Annotated in this window: 11 protein-coding genes and 1 pseudogene; 9 read left to right on the forward strand and 3 right to left on the reverse strand. The window is 42.8% G+C overall.

The window, feature by feature from the left end; all coding sequences use genetic code 11:
• The first annotated feature begins 5 nt into the window (after positions 1 to 5).
• The 9 genes and pseudogenes from KOL94_RS22355 to KOL94_RS22390 all read left to right on the forward strand — a co-directional run bounded on the left by KOL94_RS22355 (position 6) and on the right by KOL94_RS22390 (position 12369).
• Positions 6 to 1571, forward strand: coding sequence for a sugar ABC transporter ATP-binding protein (locus KOL94_RS22355; RefSeq protein WP_260412606.1), 1566 nt, complete (start codon positions 6 to 8; stop codon positions 1569 to 1571).
• Positions 1549 to 2544 (forward strand): ABC transporter permease, encoded by a 996-nt coding sequence (locus tag KOL94_RS22360; RefSeq protein WP_221568881.1) that lies wholly within the window; start codon positions 1549 to 1551, stop codon positions 2542 to 2544. The genes KOL94_RS22355 and KOL94_RS22360 overlap by 23 nt, the downstream gene beginning before the upstream one ends.
• Positions 2545 to 2562: 18 nt before the next feature.
• Positions 2563 to 3222: pseudogene (locus tag KOL94_RS25935) on the forward strand (glycoside hydrolase family 32 protein); the annotation flags it as partial.
• 327 nt (positions 3223 to 3549) lie between these two features.
• Positions 3550 to 6192: a GH32 C-terminal domain-containing protein gene (locus KOL94_RS22365; RefSeq protein WP_260412615.1), complete on the forward strand. Its 2643-nt coding sequence runs from the start codon at positions 3550 to 3552 to the stop codon at positions 6190 to 6192.
• A 362-nt stretch (positions 6193 to 6554) separates the two neighbouring features.
• Positions 6555 to 8297, forward strand: a complete 1743-nt coding sequence (locus tag KOL94_RS22370) for a carbon starvation CstA family protein (protein ID WP_221568883.1) — start codon at positions 6555 to 6557, stop codon at positions 8295 to 8297.
• A 156-nt stretch (positions 8298 to 8453) separates the two neighbouring features.
• Positions 8454 to 8756 (forward strand): hypothetical protein, encoded by a 303-nt coding sequence (locus KOL94_RS22375; protein ID WP_221568884.1) that lies wholly within the window; start codon positions 8454 to 8456, stop codon positions 8754 to 8756.
• A 14-nt stretch (positions 8757 to 8770) separates the two neighbouring features.
• Complete coding sequence (locus tag KOL94_RS22380; protein WP_221568885.1) at positions 8771 to 9037, forward strand: cory-CC-star protein; 267 nt, start codon at positions 8771 to 8773, stop codon at positions 9035 to 9037.
• Positions 9038 to 9055: 18 nt separating this feature from the next.
• On the forward strand, positions 9056 to 10000 hold the full coding sequence (locus KOL94_RS22385) for an ArsA family ATPase (protein WP_221568886.1): 945 nt from the start codon (positions 9056 to 9058) through the stop codon (positions 9998 to 10000).
• 254 nt (positions 10001 to 10254) lie between these two features.
• The gene (locus KOL94_RS22390; RefSeq protein ID WP_221568923.1) at positions 10255 to 12369 is read left to right on the forward strand and encodes a HelD family protein; all 2115 of its coding nucleotides are present in this window, start codon (positions 10255 to 10257) and stop codon (positions 12367 to 12369) included.
• Positions 12370 to 12831: 462 nt separating this feature from the next.
• Here the strand turns inward: KOL94_RS22390 and KOL94_RS22395 are convergent, their stop codons facing one another.
• From KOL94_RS22395 to KOL94_RS22405, 3 genes are read right to left on the reverse strand one after another with little or no spacing between them, the layout of a single operon-like run.
• Complete coding sequence (locus KOL94_RS22395) at positions 12832 to 14202, reverse strand: GntP family permease (protein ID WP_221568887.1); 1371 nt, start codon at positions 14200 to 14202, stop codon at positions 12832 to 12834.
• An 18-nt stretch (positions 14203 to 14220) separates the two neighbouring features.
• Positions 14221 to 15252 (reverse strand): 4-hydroxythreonine-4-phosphate dehydrogenase PdxA, encoded by a 1032-nt coding sequence (gene pdxA / locus KOL94_RS22400; RefSeq protein WP_221568888.1) that lies wholly within the window; start codon positions 15250 to 15252, stop codon positions 14221 to 14223.
• Complete coding sequence (locus KOL94_RS22405) at positions 15249 to 16559, reverse strand: four-carbon acid sugar kinase family protein (RefSeq protein ID WP_221568889.1); 1311 nt, start codon at positions 16557 to 16559, stop codon at positions 15249 to 15251. The genes pdxA and KOL94_RS22405 overlap by 4 nt, the downstream gene beginning before the upstream one ends.
• Between the last annotated feature and the right edge of the window lies 1 nt (position 16560).

Here is a 16560-nt window from a genome sequence, read left to right on the forward strand (position 1 = left end):
AAGCTATGATTATGCAGGAAAAAGTAGAGGCAAGAACGCCTATTTTAAAGATGGAAGGGATTAATAAAACTTTTTCTGGCACAACGGTGTTGAAAAATGTAAACATCGAGCTATACCCTGGTGAAGTCCACGCCTTAATGGGAGAGAACGGAGCCGGAAAATCCACATTAATGAAAATAGTATCGGGCGTTTATATGCCTGACCAAGACAGTGGAACAATCACTTATAAAACTGACCAAGTTACCTGGAAGGACCCGATGACAGCAAGAAAAATGGGTATTGGTGTGATCCATCAGGAACTTAACTTAGCCCCTAACTTGACCATCAGTGAAAATATCTTGATGGGAACAAAATACCCCCGAAATAAATTCGGTATGGTGCGCTGGGAAAAAGTACATAGACGGGCAAAGGAAGTGTTGACTTCCATGGGATCAGATTTAAAGCCAGAAACACTAGTCTCGACGTTAAGTGTAGCCCAGCAGCAGATGGTGGAAATCGCAAGAGCCCTCTCATACAAAGCTGAAGTCTTGATTATGGATGAACCGACTGCCTCTTTAACGGATAAAGAAATTGACAGGCTTTTTGAAATCATAAAGGACTTAAGAAAACAGGGTGTTGCGATCGTCTATATTTCCCATCGGATGGAAGAAATTTTTAAAATTTCCGATCGTTATACCGTTTTGCGTGATGGAGAGTGGATTAAAAGTGGTCCTATCCAAGAAACGAACACGGATCATTTAGTCAGTTTAATGGTTGGCCGTGATCTGAAAGGCTTGTTTCAAAGGTCGATAGGAAACGATATAAAAGCAGGGGATAAAGAAAACCCTGCATTAGAAGTGAAGAATTTAAGTGATAATACTTTTGTAAGGGATCTGTCTTTTCAGATCTATCCAGGAGAAATTGTCGGATTTGCAGGACTTGTCGGGGCAGGTCGAACAGAGCTTGTCCGGTCGATCTTTGGCGCCTCGGATATTCTTCAGGGAGAAATTTGGGTAGCGGGAGAAAAGGTTCAAATCAAGTCCCCGATCGAGGCAATCAAGTATGGGATTGCCCTCGTGCCAGAAAGCCGTAAGGAACAAGGACTATTTCTTGATATGTCTGTAAAAGAAAACATCTTGCTGGCGGAACTAAAAAAGCATAAAAAGAGCTTAAAAATTAATTGGAATTCTTTAAACCATGCAGCTGACGTGTATATCAAAAACTTAAAAATCAAGACAGCCTCACCCGATCAGTCAATTTCTGGTTTGAGCGGCGGGAACCAGCAAAAGGCGGTCATTGCCAGGTGGCTGTCAACAAACCCTAAAGTACTGCTGCTCGACGAGCCAACACGTGGTGTAGATATAGGAGCAAAAACGGAAATTCATAAAATTATTTCGGAACTTGCCGATGCAGGGCTCGCAGTTTTGATGATCTCTTCTGAACTTCCTGAAGTCATCGGGATAAGTGATCGGATTTTGGTTATGAATGAAGGAAGGATCACCGGACACCTTCAGAAAAATGAAGCTACTCAAGAACGCATTATGCATTACGCAACGGGAGGGAATAAAGATGAAATCAATTCTGTCGACTAATCAGCAGCCAGCGGCCCAGCCGCCTGTCCAGCCCCGATTCAAGCTCGGTCATCAGGCTTCAACCGTCTGGAATCAGCTTGGGATGGTCATTATTTTAATTTTACTATGTATAGTAATGAGCGTAATGGCACCAAACTTTTTAGACTCGTCCAATCTGACAAACATCCTAAAACAAGTATCGGTTACTGCCATTTTAGCTGCAGGAATGACGATTGTTATTTTGACCGGTGGTATTGATTTATCCGTGGGATCCATTGTAGCCCTATCCGGAGTCGTTTCGGTCATGGCTTCCCAAACAGGAATAAATCCGATTTTAGCCATGCTGCTCGGTGTTGGAGCTGGTTATCTTGTGGGTTTCATTAATGGCGTATTTACAGCCAAAATCGGCCTGCCTGCTTTTATCGTTACCTTAGCGAGTATGACCTACGTTAGAGGACTGGCCTATGTCACAAGTGGAGGCTATCCGGTTGTCTTAGAATCTACTACCTTTCGATTCATTGGGTCAGGTTCTATTTTATCGATCCCTACACCCATTTATTTAATGATCCTCGTGTATATCGTCATGTTTCTTGTTTTAAAATACACGATGTTTGGACGCCATATTTATGCGATTGGCGGAAATGAAGAAGCGGCTAGATTAACTGGGATCAAAGTGAAAAAGACATTGGTTAATGTTTATTCTATCAGCGGCTTACTCGCTGGTTTAGGCGGTGTAGTACTCGCTGGCCGACTTTACTCAGGTCAGCCGACGGCAGGAAATATGTATGAACTTGATGCCATCGCAGCGGTAATTTTAGGTGGTTCAAAATTAACAGGCGGTGTCGGTAAGATTCAAGGCACCATCATTGGAGTGTTGATTATGGGAGTCATTACTAATGGTCTTACGCTAATGGACGTCAGTTATTACTGGCAACTTGTCGTCAAGGGGGGAGTCATTGTATCAGCAGTGTTAATCGACCGGTTACGTTCCTAAAAAATTTAAAGGAAGGAGATGAATTACCATTTGGATAAATCTGTATGGAAAAGAAGGCTTTCGTTGTTGCTCTGTTTGCTTATTGTAGGTGTGCCGGCAAATGTGCTTGCGGATGAGTCAGGATATTATGAAGAGCCCTACCGGAATCAATTTCATTTTTCTCCTGAAGCAAACTGGATGAACGATCCGAATGGGATGGTTTATTACGAAGGAGAATACCATTTGTTTTACCAGTACTATCCTTATGGCACAACTTGGGGACCGATGCATTGGGGGCATGCGGTTAGTAAAGATCTTGTAAAGTGGGAGCACCTTCCGATTGCTCTATATCCTGACGAACATGGCCATATATTCTCAGGAAGTGCCGTTATAGATTGGGAGAATACAGCAGGTTTTGGGAAGGAAGCAATGGTCGCTATTTTTACCCACTCCGGCCCAAATGGACAAGTCCAAAGTCTTGCTTACAGTCTTGATAAGGGAAGGTCATGGGAAAAGTATGAAGGTAACCCGGTGATGCCGGATCCTCCTGTCGCAGATTGGCGTGACCCCAAGGTTTTCTGGCATGAAGATTCCAGCAAGTGGGTAATGTCGCTTGCAGCCAAAAATAAAATTATGTTTTATACGTCTCCCAATTTAAAAGAATGGGAATTTGCAAGTGAATTCGGTCCAGATGGCGGTATCCAATCCAATAGTCTTGATCAGGTATCGTACGCTATGTCCGACTATACCGGAAGCTCGTTTAGTTATGAAGGTGATATAACGCTTAATGAAAAGAATGGCCGGGAGGGTTCCGGCGGATTAGTCTTTCGATCGGACAAAGAAGGAAACAATGCGTACATCGCCAATGTTGATGCAAAAAATGATCGCGTGACATTCAGTAAAATCGTGAATGGTGAGGTAGAAGAGCTGGCTCGTGAACCAATGGACGTGAAAACTTCATCGACGCATCACGTCAAGGCAGTGGCTGATGGTGACAATATAAAAGTCTTTGTGGATGATCAGCTTATGATACAGCAGAATGACCAATCATTTGCCCATGGATATTATGGGTTGATATCCAGTGGCTCAACGGCTGCATTTCGTAACGTCGAATTTACAAATACATCCAATTTCGTAACTAATTTGTCTGGCTGGAAGGCGATCAGCGGATCATGGGAAGACTCCTTAGAGGGGAAAACAGGGGCTTCTAGAGAAGATGCCTTTACTTTGAGTGGTCAAACCGCCGATAACTTTTTGTACGAATCGGAAGTCAAAGTATCAAAAGATCAAGGAGAAGGTGGAGCTGGAGCTCTCGTTTTCCGTGCTGATCAAGGTGTAAAAAACGGCTACTTTGCCAATGTTGATGCTTTAAACGATGTGGCGAAGCTGATGAAGATCGAGAACGGGAAAATCACTGTTTTAGCTGAAAAATCGATGAGTATTGAGACGGACCAGACTTATCGCCTGAAAATCGATGCATATGACGATCATATAAAAGTCTATGTTGATGACACCCTCATTCATGATCTTAAGGATGGCACTTTTACAGATGGGTACCTTGGGTTAAATGTATGGAACTCTACCACACTATTTCAAAATGTAAAAAAGGGGGAAAACATCAGAACTTCTGATATGGTAATCGCCAATCATGATTTTGAAACAGGCGATCTGACAGGATGGACCTCTATGAAAGGAAATGCCTTTACAGATGATCACGTTACCGATGTAAGCAACTACTGGGGTGGACCGTTTGAACCTCAAGGGAATTATCATTTATGGGGATTTTCCGACCTTCATGAGGGGGATCATGCAATAGGCGAGTTGCGTTCTTCCTACTTCAAATTAAGTGGGTCCGGGGAAATCAACTTTCTGTTAGGCGGAGGGAATGATATCAGCAACCGTTATGTATCCTTGGTTAGAGCTTCTGACGGACAGGAACTAATCCGCCAGGCTAACACGAAGTTTAAAGATGACGAAACATATAAGCGTTATGTCTGGGATGCTTCTGAATATGTGGGAGAAGTTTTCTATATTAAAGCAGTGGATCAGGCTACTGGCGGGTGGGGTCATATCAACATCGATGATTTCAATGTTTATAATGAAGGACCGATTCCTGATGAGGTCGACCAGGTAGCTAAAGAGCCCGAAAAAAATGATTCCAAACAAAGCGGGACGATTGAAGAGTGGACAGCGGTATCAGGAGAGTGGATTGATTCAACCCACGGAAGTAATGGCGGCATCTGGGAATGCCCGACATTAGTGGAACTTCCGATTGATGGAGATCCCAATAACACGAAGTGGGTCCTGCAAGTAAGTATTAATGACGGGGGCCCTGCTGGTGGATCTGGTATGCAATACTTTGTTGGTGGCTTTGATGGAATAACATTTACCAATGAGAATCCACCAGATAAAGTACTATGGAGTGATTACGGAGCGGATTATTATGCTGCCGTTGACTGGAGTGGGATCGAAGGAGATCATGGAGAAAAATACTGGCTCGGCTGGATGAGCAACTGGCAGTATGCTCATAAAACACCTACCTCAACGTGGAGAAGTTCGATGTCTTTACCGCGCACAATGGAACTCACTCAAACCGAAGAGGGAACTCGTTTAAAACAAACGCCTGTTTCTCTAAAAAGTATTCAAAACAATAGTCAAATGACTTCCTATGATAATGTAGTAATTTCAAACAACAGCAGCCTTCTTTCTAATTTCTCAGGAGATACGTATGAAATGATCGCCGAATTCGATGTTTCTAATACGAATGCATCGGAGTTTGGTTTTAAAGTCAGAAAAGGGGATGGAGAAGAATACACTAAAATAGGGTACGATCTTGCAGGGGAACAGCTCTTTGTTGATCGTGCAAATTCCGATGATTTTGACTATGGTGATCATGTTGTAGATAGGCATGCTGGCCCGCTAACAGCTTCAGATGGTAAAGTAAAAATGCATATTTTTGTTGATCGCTCAGCTGTTGAAGTATTCGGAACAGATGGAGAAATTGTAATCACCGATCAAATTTTTCCTGATCCATCAAGTAAAGGGTTGGAGATATATAGTGAAGATGGAGAGGTCACCTTAAATTCGTTGGAAATTTATCCATTAAAGAGTATTTGGAAAGATAAGAATCGTTTTAAAACAAATTTAACCGGCTGGAAGCCTGTTTCGGGGAGCTGGGCAAAGACGAGGGAAGGATTACAAGGCCAAAGCAGTGGCGATTCTTTTAACATATCGGCTCAAGAAGGACATGATTTTCAGTATGAAGCCGATATTAAAGTGCTGGATTCCGACTCCCATCCGGATGACCCTGAACAAGATTTAGTTGATAATTTAGTAGGCGCAGGAGCTTTGGTTTTTCGTTCTGATCCTGATGCAAAAAACGGATATGCAGCCAATATTGATGTAAAAAATAATGAAGTCAAACTTATCAAATTTTTGGATGGAAAGGGAATTGACCTGGCAACCTACAATGACGATGGTAAGTTGAAGTTAAATGCCAATCGGGATTATCGCATAAAGGTAGAAACGAAAGGTGAACATATAAAGGTTTATTTGGACAAAAAGCTAGTGATTGACATAAAGGATTCCACATTTAAAGAGGGGTATTTAGGCTTAAACGTATGGGATTCAACAGTAGTGTTTAACAAAGTGAAGATGAATGAAGATTGACTTCATTTTGTAGACAGACTATAACCTGAATGATAGGCACTTCAAAAAGGTGTCTCATTCAGGTTTTTTGTGTTTTCAAATACGGAAGAAGTGAAAAGCGTGATCTACTCCCCTGAATTGGTCCTACGTCAATCTACTAAAAATTAAACGCTTCAAGTATAAGCCTTCGGGATGCCACATAAAGAATACTGCCAATTTCAGTAGACTGCGACCAGAAACCATGTTTCTACGGCCAAAACTGCCAAAAACGTCCTGTTTCAATTATCCTATAAATACCAACATTCTGAATTTTCTTTAATTATATTGACAGCGGTTACGTCTTTGCCTACGATAGTAGTAATGAGACAAGGGAGGGGTAGGTAATGAGTAGTTTACTTTTAGCAGTAATTGGAATAAGCATTTTTTTACTAGGCTATCGCTATTATGCAAAATTCATAGCTGAAAAGATTTACAAGCTTGACGCAAATTATGTGACTCCTGCACATAAATACAAAGATGGGGTCGACTTTGTTCCTACAAATCGATTTGTATTATGGGGACATCATTTCAGCTCAGTAGCTGGAGCGGCACCGATCGTCGGTCCGGCGATTGCCGTTTATTGGGGCTGGCTCCCGGCAGTGATATGGGTCATTTTAGGAACCGTATTCGCAGCCGGTGTGCACGATTTCGGAGCACTCGTATTATCTGTACGTAACAAAGGTCAATCTGTTGGTACCATTGCAAACAAATTAATCGGTCATCGAGCGAAGATTCTGTTCTTATTCATCATCTTGATTCTCGTATTGATGGTTAACGCAGTGTTTGCATGGGTCATCGCTAATCTGTTTGTCAGCTTCCCAGCTTCGGTTCTATCCGTTTTCATCCAGATACCATTAGCTATTTGGATGGGATATGCCGTCTATAAAAAAAGTCGGAGCATGTTGCTTCCATCTATAGTTGCACTTGCCTTCATGTATGGAGCTGCTATTCTCGCTTCTCAATTCGACGTCCTTCAAATCGACCTTGTTAAATGGTTTGGCGGAGAAGAAAACACTGTCATGTTCGGATTGAACGGTGTCTCGATGGCGTTCTTCGTCTGGATCATTGTATTGATGGTTTATGTGTATATCGCTTCTACTTTACCTGTATGGAAGCTATTGCAGCCAAGGGATTATATCAACTCTCATCAACTTGTACTTGGTTTGGTCATCCTTTATTTGGGAGTTCTCTTCACAAACCCTGAAATTACTGCACCAGCGGTAAATTCAGGTGCTGATATATCGATGTGGCCGCTCTTATTCATTACGATTGCCTGCGGCGCGATTTCAGGCTTCCATGGTCTAGTCGCATCTGGAACTTCCTCTAAACAGCTTGATAAGGAATCGGATGCTAAATTCGTCGGTTATCTTGGGGCTGTCGGGGAAGGGATGCTTGCGTTACTTGCAATCATCGCCGTAACAACGTTCTTTGCAACTGGAGCTGATTTCACAGCAGCTTATAACAGTTTCGCTGCAGCGAGTGCTGGAGGGCTAGGAAACTTCATCGGCGGTGCTGGGGTACTTGCATCAGGTGTAGGAATTCCTGCTAATATCGCGTCAACGATCGTAGCCGTCATCGTCATCAGTTTTGCGGCAACTTCACTTGATACTTCAGTTCGTTTGATGCGGTACATCATTTCAGAGCTTGGAACTGAATATAAACTACCAGCATTGACGAAAGCACATGTTGCAACAACAATCGCTGTTGGTACAAGTGCAATGCTTGTGCTTCTTCCAGAAGGACCAAACGGATTCGGATCTGGCGGATACTTGCTTTGGCCGTTATTCGGTACATCCAACCAGCTATTAGCAGGAATCAGTTTGCTTCTTGTCTCCATCTGGTTGAAAAAGCAAGGACGGAACTTCATGCCAACATTCATTCCGATGGTGTTCGTCCTGTTCATGACTGTCTGGGCGATGGGTAAACAGGTCATTTTCGAATGGTCTGGCGCCGGAGCAGCAGATACGAATGTCTTGTTGTTCATCTTCGGTGCGTTGATTCTTGGATTCGCTCTATGGATCATTATAGAAGCTTTCCAAGTCCTGAGTAAAAAACAAGATCCATCAGATATGGATAAAACGGCTTGATAAATTGATGGCTTGAGGGGGGGCGGGAAACTGCTCCCCTTTTGAATGAAGTGAAAAGGGTGATCGATGATGAAACACGAAATCCTTGTCATACGTGTCTTCCCTGAGATCGGTGGAGGCTGATGCGGAGGTGTATCTGGTGACGGGTTCATCAGTATGTCAGATCAATTTGAAGATGATCGGAAAGAGATGCAAGAAATCGGTGTATTGTATCAGCAAATTGTAAAAGAATATGGGGATCAAGTGAACGTGGTTTATGCAGATCCACGAAATCTGATCTCCATTGCAGTTCATATGTTTAGTCAGGTTCGACATGGTAGAATAGGATTACTTGAAGTTTTTAAGAATCTATTTTGGAGAGCCCGTCGTGGAGCGGTTTTCATGAACGGACGGTGGCTTAATAAATATCGCCAGTCGAACAATGAACTATTAAAACGTATACAACAAGAAATGAACTAGCGGGGTGACTGATGATGACTGAAGCGAAGTGGTCTTTTAAAAGACTGATCGAATTATATGATGAAATATTAAGCCATAATCATAAGACAGAGATCAAGCGGGAGCTTCGTGATGAGGATGATCTGTTTTTATTGTTATGCTTTTCAGAATTGCTCGGAATTCCGAATCCAGTTTCCTATTATACACTCGAACTGTATCCATCGATTCTGGAAAAGTTTCATGATTGGCATCTACGAATGGGAATGGAAAAGTCACCACTGGAAGGAATTCGTTGTTGTTGATGAGAGGTTGTGTGGCGAGTGAAAAAGATTGTAAATAAGCAAATCGTATTTTTTGGTGGAAAAGGTGGAGTGGGGAAATCGACGTCTGCCTCAGCTTTTGCATTGACGTCAGCAAGAAAAGGGCAGAAAACGTTGTTGGTTTCTACTGATCCGGCTCATAATGTAGGAGACATTTTCCATAAACGGTTATCTGGACAGCCGAAGCGTTTGACGGAAAACCTTTTTGCGATTGAAATCGACCCAAATGAAGAAACAAAACGATATCTTGATGGCGTAAAAGATAACCTGAAAGGTCTTGTCAAAGCGAAAATGGTAGAGGAAGTCCATCGTCAGATCGACCTTGCTGGAAGTTCTCCTGGGGCCGATGAAGCAGCGATGTTCGATCGACTCGTGTCGATTATTTTAGATGAAAAAGGTTCGTTTGATACGATCGTTTTCGATACAGCTCCAACTGGGCATACGATCAGGCTGTTGACCCTGCCGGAATTGATGGGAGCCTGGATCGACGGGATGCTGAAAAGACGGGAAAACTTGAATAAAAACTTTTCTGCCTGGATGGGAGACGGGGAACCGGTAGAGGACCCGATCTATGACATCCTTGATAAAAGGAAAGAGCGTTTTGCTGAAGTTCGGAAAATATTATTGGATGATGAACTGACGGAGTATGTATTTGTATTGAACGCAGAACGGCTTCCGATTTTAGAAACGGAGAAAGCAGTGGAAACGTTGAGAAAACACGATCTGCTCGTCAATACACTCGTGGTCAACAAGCTCTTACCTGATATGGAAGACAGTTCTTTCCTCCGTAAACGAAAGGAACAGGAAAAGGAATATATCCAAATGATTGATAAGAAATTCAATCAACAGGAGAAAATTTTCATTCCACTGCTCGATGGCGACGTTTCCACACTAGAAGCACTTGACCAGATCAGTGAAGCAATGAAAGAAGAACTATTTCAATAAAAGATGTAAGATGCGACAAAAAGGAATGTCTGGATCTCTTATGGGAGATCCAGGCATTTTTTCACTAGCGAACTAAGGCTCAGCCTGCGCCAAGGCTTGGCTTTGCCAACTTTTCTTTAAATTTGGCAGGGGTTCTTTATTTGAATGTGTTGTAAGTTTATCTTGTTGCCAGTTCCAAACTCTGGTAAAATGATTTTTCCGTCTGACTTTTCAGACGAAAAACTCTAAGGAGGTAACTGAACATGAAAAATAAGATTCAAAGTGCCTTTGATGTGGAGAAGCAGCAACTCGAAAAAATAGCTGCAGAGATCGAAAGTCAGAAAAAGAAGTTGGAGAAAGTCCCCAGGTATTTCGGAGAGGATATTACGGAGCAGGCTCTCGATGAGCGACGGGAACAAGCTCGAAAGAACCTTCGGATAGCGGAGGAGGAGCCCTTTTTCGGACGACTCGACTTCAATGTAGGAGGAAAAGACCAACTAGATGAAATCTACATAGGAAAGGTTGGTGTTTCGAAGGAAGCGTCGAACGATCTTATGGTTATAGACTGGCGTGCTCCTGTGGCCAGCCTTTTTTATTCGTATAGTGGGGGAGAAGAGGAAATCTACTATATATCGCCAGAAGGCAAGATTGAAGGGGATATCCATCTGAAACGGAATGCGGTCATACGTAAACAGAAGCTCCAACGTGTTGTCGATACCTATGTAAAAGGCAGTACAGAAGCTGGTGGGACAGATGAATTTTTACTGTACCGTTTAGGTGATCGGAAAGACAATCGGTTACGTGATATCGTTTCTACAATTCAGGCCGAGCAAAATGATATCATTCGAGCTGAAAAGAGCCAACCGCTTATTATCCAGGGGGTTGCAGGGTCTGGAAAAACGACAGTGGCACTTCATCGTCTAGCCTATCTGTTATACCATTACAGAGATCATCTCAGTGCGAATCAGATGATCATATTCGCGCCAAACCGAATGTTTCTGGACTATATCTCAAATGTCCTACCGGAACTAGGGGTGGGGGGGATCCAACAGACTACATTCAATGAATGGGCGGTAGAGGTCCTGGTAGAACAGGTAACGGTTTCTGATGGTAGGGATGATTTGGAAAGTATTTTCTCCAGCAGGTCAAAAGGTGCCATCATGACCCGGGAATCAGGAAGATTAAAAGGGTCACTGGCTTATAAAGCTGTGATCGAGGAAGCACTGGATGATTTTAAGAAGAAAATGATTCCGGATTCAGATTTGGAGCTCTGGGATGGTTGTGTTTTGTCAACATCCTTCATAAAAAAATGGAATGAGGAACAGAAGCATTTTCCGATTGCTATGCGCAGGAACCGGATATTGAAACGGTTGAAATCATGGTCGAAGCAACAAGTAGATGAGATGCTGCCTCATGAACGGAAAGAACGAAAGAAAACAGCGGATAAACAAATTAAAGCTTATATGAAAGCCTGGCCAGATTACAGTGCTTTCACATTTTATAAAGAACTTTACAAGAAAACGAGGATACAAGATTTCGCTCGTCCTCTTCAAGACTATCTACCTGCTGAAATCATTGCAGATACAAGAAAGCGGATGAATAAAAGGGAAGTTAGTGCAGAAGACTTACCCGCACTCATTTGGATCCACCAAACACTATTTGGTATGGATAAACAGTTCATCTATCAGCATTTGGTCATTGATGAGGCCCAGGATTTCTCACCTTTTCATATCGAAGTGTTGAAATCGAATGTACGGGAGGATTCGTTTACAATTCTCGGTGATGTCTCACAGGGAATCCATTCCTATAGAGGGATTGAAAAATGGCAAGAGTTTATCGATGTATTCGGAGAAGGCAAAATGAAATATGTCCAAATGGAGAGGAGTTACCGATCTACATTGGAGATCATCGAATATGCCAACCGGATTTTACAAAACATGCGCAATACAAGCGGGCTTGCGAAGCCTGTTTTCCGAAGCGGTGAACCGGTCAGGGAGATAAAGGTGAATAAGACTGAGCGAATGGAAAAAGTTCTATCGATTTTGGAACGAATACAAAGTTCAGGAGCCCACAGTATTGCTCTTGTGGGAAGGACAGCTAAGAATTGTACGGAAGTTCATGAGAAGTTGAATGAGAAAGGGATAGAGGTATCTTTGATTACAGCAGACCAGACAGGCTATCAAGGAGGAATCTCCGTCATCCCGGTCTATCTAACGAAAGGACTAGAATTCGATGCTGTGCTGATGCTCGATACAGATCCAATCAATTACCAATTCAACGATGAGGATGCAAAACTGTTATATGTCGGTTGTACAAGAGCTCTTCACCAACTCTGGGTGTTGTATGAAAGCGAACTAACACCGCTGGTCCGTACAAAACTGAACTTATGAAATAGGAGGGGATGCCAGGTGCCAAATTGAAGTTCAAACAAGGCTTTTGAAAGACTACCTGGCATCTCAGTGATACCAAGGTGTTTGAAACGTTGTTAGGGGCACCGATAAACAAAGGGACTGACTCTTTTCAATTTGGTCAGTCCCTTAAACGATTCTATTATACTTTTGGTTTTGTTAAATAATGATGTTGAATATTGATTGACATTGATTGAATCGAAATTTGTGACACTCCTGCGGGAAAAGCGAGCCAGGCGAGACCCATGGAGGTGCTGTCTAGCTCAGCGCCCAGTCACTTGGATCACTTCAAACTTCCTGCGGCGGCAATAGCCTCCTCGTCTGTTTTCCAGTGACCTGTGTGACTAAGCGGGTCGCTTCCGCTTTTCGTCAGCCCGCGGAAAGGGAGTGAATTTCGTAAAAATTAACAATAAAGTATAACAAAGCCAAACTATTATTCTATGATTAACCTACAATTAGGTTTGCAACCAGTAACAATACGAGTGATGCTGCCCAAACGATGGTAGTAGGAATGGACCATGTGAGGATCTGTTCTTTCACATTTTTAATTCCTAACATACGGTTCACAACCCAGAATAAGCTATCATTGAAATAAGAGAACACCATTGCACCAAGCGTCGCAGCCTGGGCAGCCAGTACCATGTTAACATCCAGGCCAGCTAATATCGGTGCTGAGATGGATGCTCCCGTAATCATCGCAACGGTACCACTTCCTTGAATCAAGCGGACAATGCTGGCGATGACGAATGGCAGCAAAATCGCTGGGAGGTTCGTTTGCGCGATTTGTTCAGCGATATAATCTCCGGCACCGCTTTCTCTCAATACATTTCCTAAAGCTCCACCCGCACCAGTGACAAGTAAAATGATACCGGCATCTTTTATTCCTTCTTCCATGCGGTCAATTGCAGTCGATTGTTTCACATCATTGTATAATCCATAGATTGCGAAGATAAGGCCAATCCCGACTGCAATAATAGGAGCACCAAGGAATGTGATGATGTTATAGATTCCACCTTCTAGTCCTATCGCTGCAACCGTTGTATTCAAGAAGATCAAAATGATGGGAACCAAAATCGGTAATGATGATCGTAATAAGGACGGTAAGTTTTTATTCTCTTGCATTTCATAATACTCTTCTAACGTTTGTGGCATATCAGGTCTTACAAACCCGAGTCCATCTTCATCTGGAAGCTGGTAGATTTTTTTGCCGATCCACTTTGCGTAATACACTCCAACGATAATTAGAGGAACCGCAAAAATCAAACCGGTTAGGATCATCCATCCAACATCAACACCGAAGATTCCAGCAACGCCTAACGGTCCAGGAGTAGGGGGGACAGCATGGTGTGTGACGGCTAGACCGACACCAAGTGCAACACCTAATGCCACCACAGATTTACCAGTCTTTTTTGATAGCGCTTTCGCAAGAGGGGCTAAAATAACGAAAGCAGAGTCTACAAAGATAGGTATGGAAACGACATACCCTGTCACAGCCATCGCCCATTCTTCTTTTCGCTTTCCTAACCATTTAATAAAACTATAGGCTAGCCTTTCCGCTGCCCCTGAAACTTCTAAGATTCGTCCCATCATGACACCGAAACCGATGACAATACCGATGGAACCGAGGGTAGTGCCAAAGCCAGTGGTGATGGCATTGACCACGTCAGGGGCTTTCATACCCCCGACGATACCAGTTATGGATGCTGCTATGATCAATGCTAGAAAGGCATGGATTTTTGTACGTAAAACTAGGAAAATCAGCAAGAATACTCCAAGGACTAATCCTAAAATCATTTGTGCTCCAGATGCTTCCATTTTATTGCCTCCTATCGATTAATAGCTGTTATTATATATTTTTCGTGTAAACCTGGATGCGTATTTTGCTGCCAACTTGATACACTCTTCCATACTGACGGTACTTGCAATACCTTTGCCAGCTATATCAAATGCTGTCCCATGGTCAACTGAGGTTCTCAGGAATGGAAGACCGTTCGTAATTGAAATGGTTCTTTCAAAGTCAGTCATTTTCGCAGCGATATGCCCTTGGTCGTGATAAAGGGAAAGCACGGCATCGAATTTTCCATTTAACGCATGATGGAAAACGGAATCTGCCGGAACCGGTCCAACAGCATCGATTCCATCTTGTATTGCAAGTTCAATTCCAGGGGTCAATTCATCAATTTCTTCACGTCCGAACAAACCGCCTTCGCCAGCATGTGGGTTCAAACCTGCTACAGCAAATTTGCGCTTTTCAACTCCTAAACGCTGAAGTGCTTTATCACATCGATTCAAGTAATCACGGACACGTTCTTTTGTCATTTGATCAATGGCATCTTTGACACTAAGATGGCGTGTTAAGAAGAAGATCCTCATATTACGGACTTCAAACATCGTTAATGGGTCATCTGTATTTGTAAGAGCAGCGAGCATTTCTGTATGACCGATATATGGCACCTCAGCAGCTTTCAATGATTCTTTATTGATCGGAGTCGTTGCCATGACATGAACGTCACCTGCATTCGTAAGTTCAACGGTTTTCTCGATGTAATCGAACGCAGCCTGACCACATTGAGCTTGTACTTCTCCGAATTTCAGTTCATCTACTTTCAAGTTCGGAAGATGGATGACATCGATTGTTCCAAACTCATATTTTCCTTCTTCTGGTGATTCCACTTTATTTATAGAAAGGTTTACATCCATGATCCCGATTGCTTTTTCCAAAACTTCAGAATGGCCGATTACAATTGGGCGGGACTGTTCATAAATCTCTTCCTTACTTAAAGCACCAACAGTGATTTCAGGTCCGATACCAGCAGGATCCCCCATAGGAATAGCGATGATTGGTCTTACAATATGTGTTGTCATACATTTTTCTCCTTTCTGTATTGGGAAAGTTTATTTTTTAAAAGTTGCACGCAATCATAAATGGCTTTTTTGTCACCGACAAGGCCGCCTTTTGTTACCACGGAAATGCCATCAAAATGTCCACCAATGAACTGTCCATAAGCTGCTAAAGGTATGACTTCATCATCCAGGTGTATACCGGATGCTCCACTAATGGCACAAATAGAAGCTGTTACATCTCCCCCGCTTGAAAAACAACCTTCAATTTTATAGGGCGATTGTTCGATCAGTTTTCTTGAAATTTTCGCAAGTCCATCTGTTATCCGTTTGGCCAGGGCATCCTCGGAAGACTTTTCAACAAGAGCTTTTTCTTTCAAGTTCACCCGTTTTGCACCAGGATAGTAGGTTGTGAGTACAATGAGGTCATTTGTTTGTACCATCTTAAGTGCTTCTTTAACGGATCGTTGAATCTCTTCTTCCCATCTTCCGTTGAACGTCGCTAGTTTTTCAGCGTCTACAATAATCGGTGTAATTTGTGTTTTGGAGTACAGGTAATCAAGTTGCCTTCCTGTCATCGCAGTTGCACTCCCTACTGTTACAAGGATCTTGCTTGGATTTACTTGTTGCTGGATATAATCACGGCAATAGGAGGCAGTGAGTGGTCCGGGATCACAAGGGATGAACTGCTTGTTGCCTATAGAAATCATCGCTTTTGCGATCTCATCGATTTCTTCATCCGTAACAGCATCGATGGAAATGATCCTTATTCCATTTTCGCTGAGATTTTTGATCTTTGTTGCGATCGATTCAGCCCCTTCCAGAACGGTTGATAATGGAATGTGTTCTACAGGGTATATGCTCTGGGATTGAATGATATTTGGAACGTATGATTCAGTTAAAGGTTTGATAGGATCCCTTGCCACATCTGTTTCTTGTAAGGGTACGCCTTCGACAAGCAAGTATCCCCCTGTGGTCACGCGCCCTGATTTAGGAAAGGAAGGACAGACGATCGCGATGGATTCATCTCCGAGCTCATCAAGCATTGCTTCAATTTCATAACCGAAATGCCCCCTGACTGTACTATCTATTCTCTTACAAAAGATCGAGACATCTTGCTCTTTAAATTTATTGATTGCCGTCTTAACACGTTGCTGGCAAACATTGACCGGAGAATATCGACTATCTGTATCAATACAAATCGCATCATATCGATTTTTTTCAGGCAAAGGGGCGTCCCGGACCACCGTAGCTGTTTTGAACCCTTGCTTTGTCAATCTGACTCCTGTTGCATTAGCGCCGGTCAGATCATCTGCAATAACTCCAATCATA

It is taken from the genome of Alkalihalobacillus sp. TS-13 (assembly GCF_019720915.1).
Lineage (GTDB): Bacteria > Bacillota > Bacilli > Bacillales > Fictibacillaceae > Pseudalkalibacillus.

Bases quoted from the DNA above. Each gene is read 5' to 3' on its own strand.
- KOL94_RS22355 (WP_260412606.1), top strand. From the start codon at position 6: ATGATTATGCAGGAAAAAGTAGAGGCAAGAACGCCTATTTTAAAGATG.
- KOL94_RS22360 (WP_221568881.1), top strand. From the start codon at position 1,549: ATGAAATCAATTCTGTCGACTAATCAGCAGCCAGCGGCCCAGCCGCCT.
- KOL94_RS22365 (WP_260412615.1), top strand. From the start codon at position 3,550: ATGATACAGCAGAATGACCAATCATTTGCCCATGGATATTATGGGTTG.
- KOL94_RS22370 (WP_221568883.1), top strand. From the start codon at position 6,555: ATGAGTAGTTTACTTTTAGCAGTAATTGGAATAAGCATTTTTTTACTA.
- KOL94_RS22375 (WP_221568884.1), top strand. From the start codon at position 8,454: ATGTCAGATCAATTTGAAGATGATCGGAAAGAGATGCAAGAAATCGGT.
- KOL94_RS22380 (WP_221568885.1), top strand. From the start codon at position 8,771: ATGACTGAAGCGAAGTGGTCTTTTAAAAGACTGATCGAATTATATGAT.
- KOL94_RS22395 (WP_221568887.1), bottom strand. From the start codon at position 14,202: ATGGAAGCATCTGGAGCACAAATGATTTTAGGATTAGTCCTTGGAGTA.
- pdxA (WP_221568888.1), bottom strand. From the start codon at position 15,252: ATGACAACACATATTGTAAGACCAATCATCGCTATTCCTATGGGGGAT.
- KOL94_RS22405 (WP_221568889.1), bottom strand. From the start codon at position 16,559: ATGATTGGAGTTATTGCAGATGATCTGACCGGCGCTAATGCAACAGGA.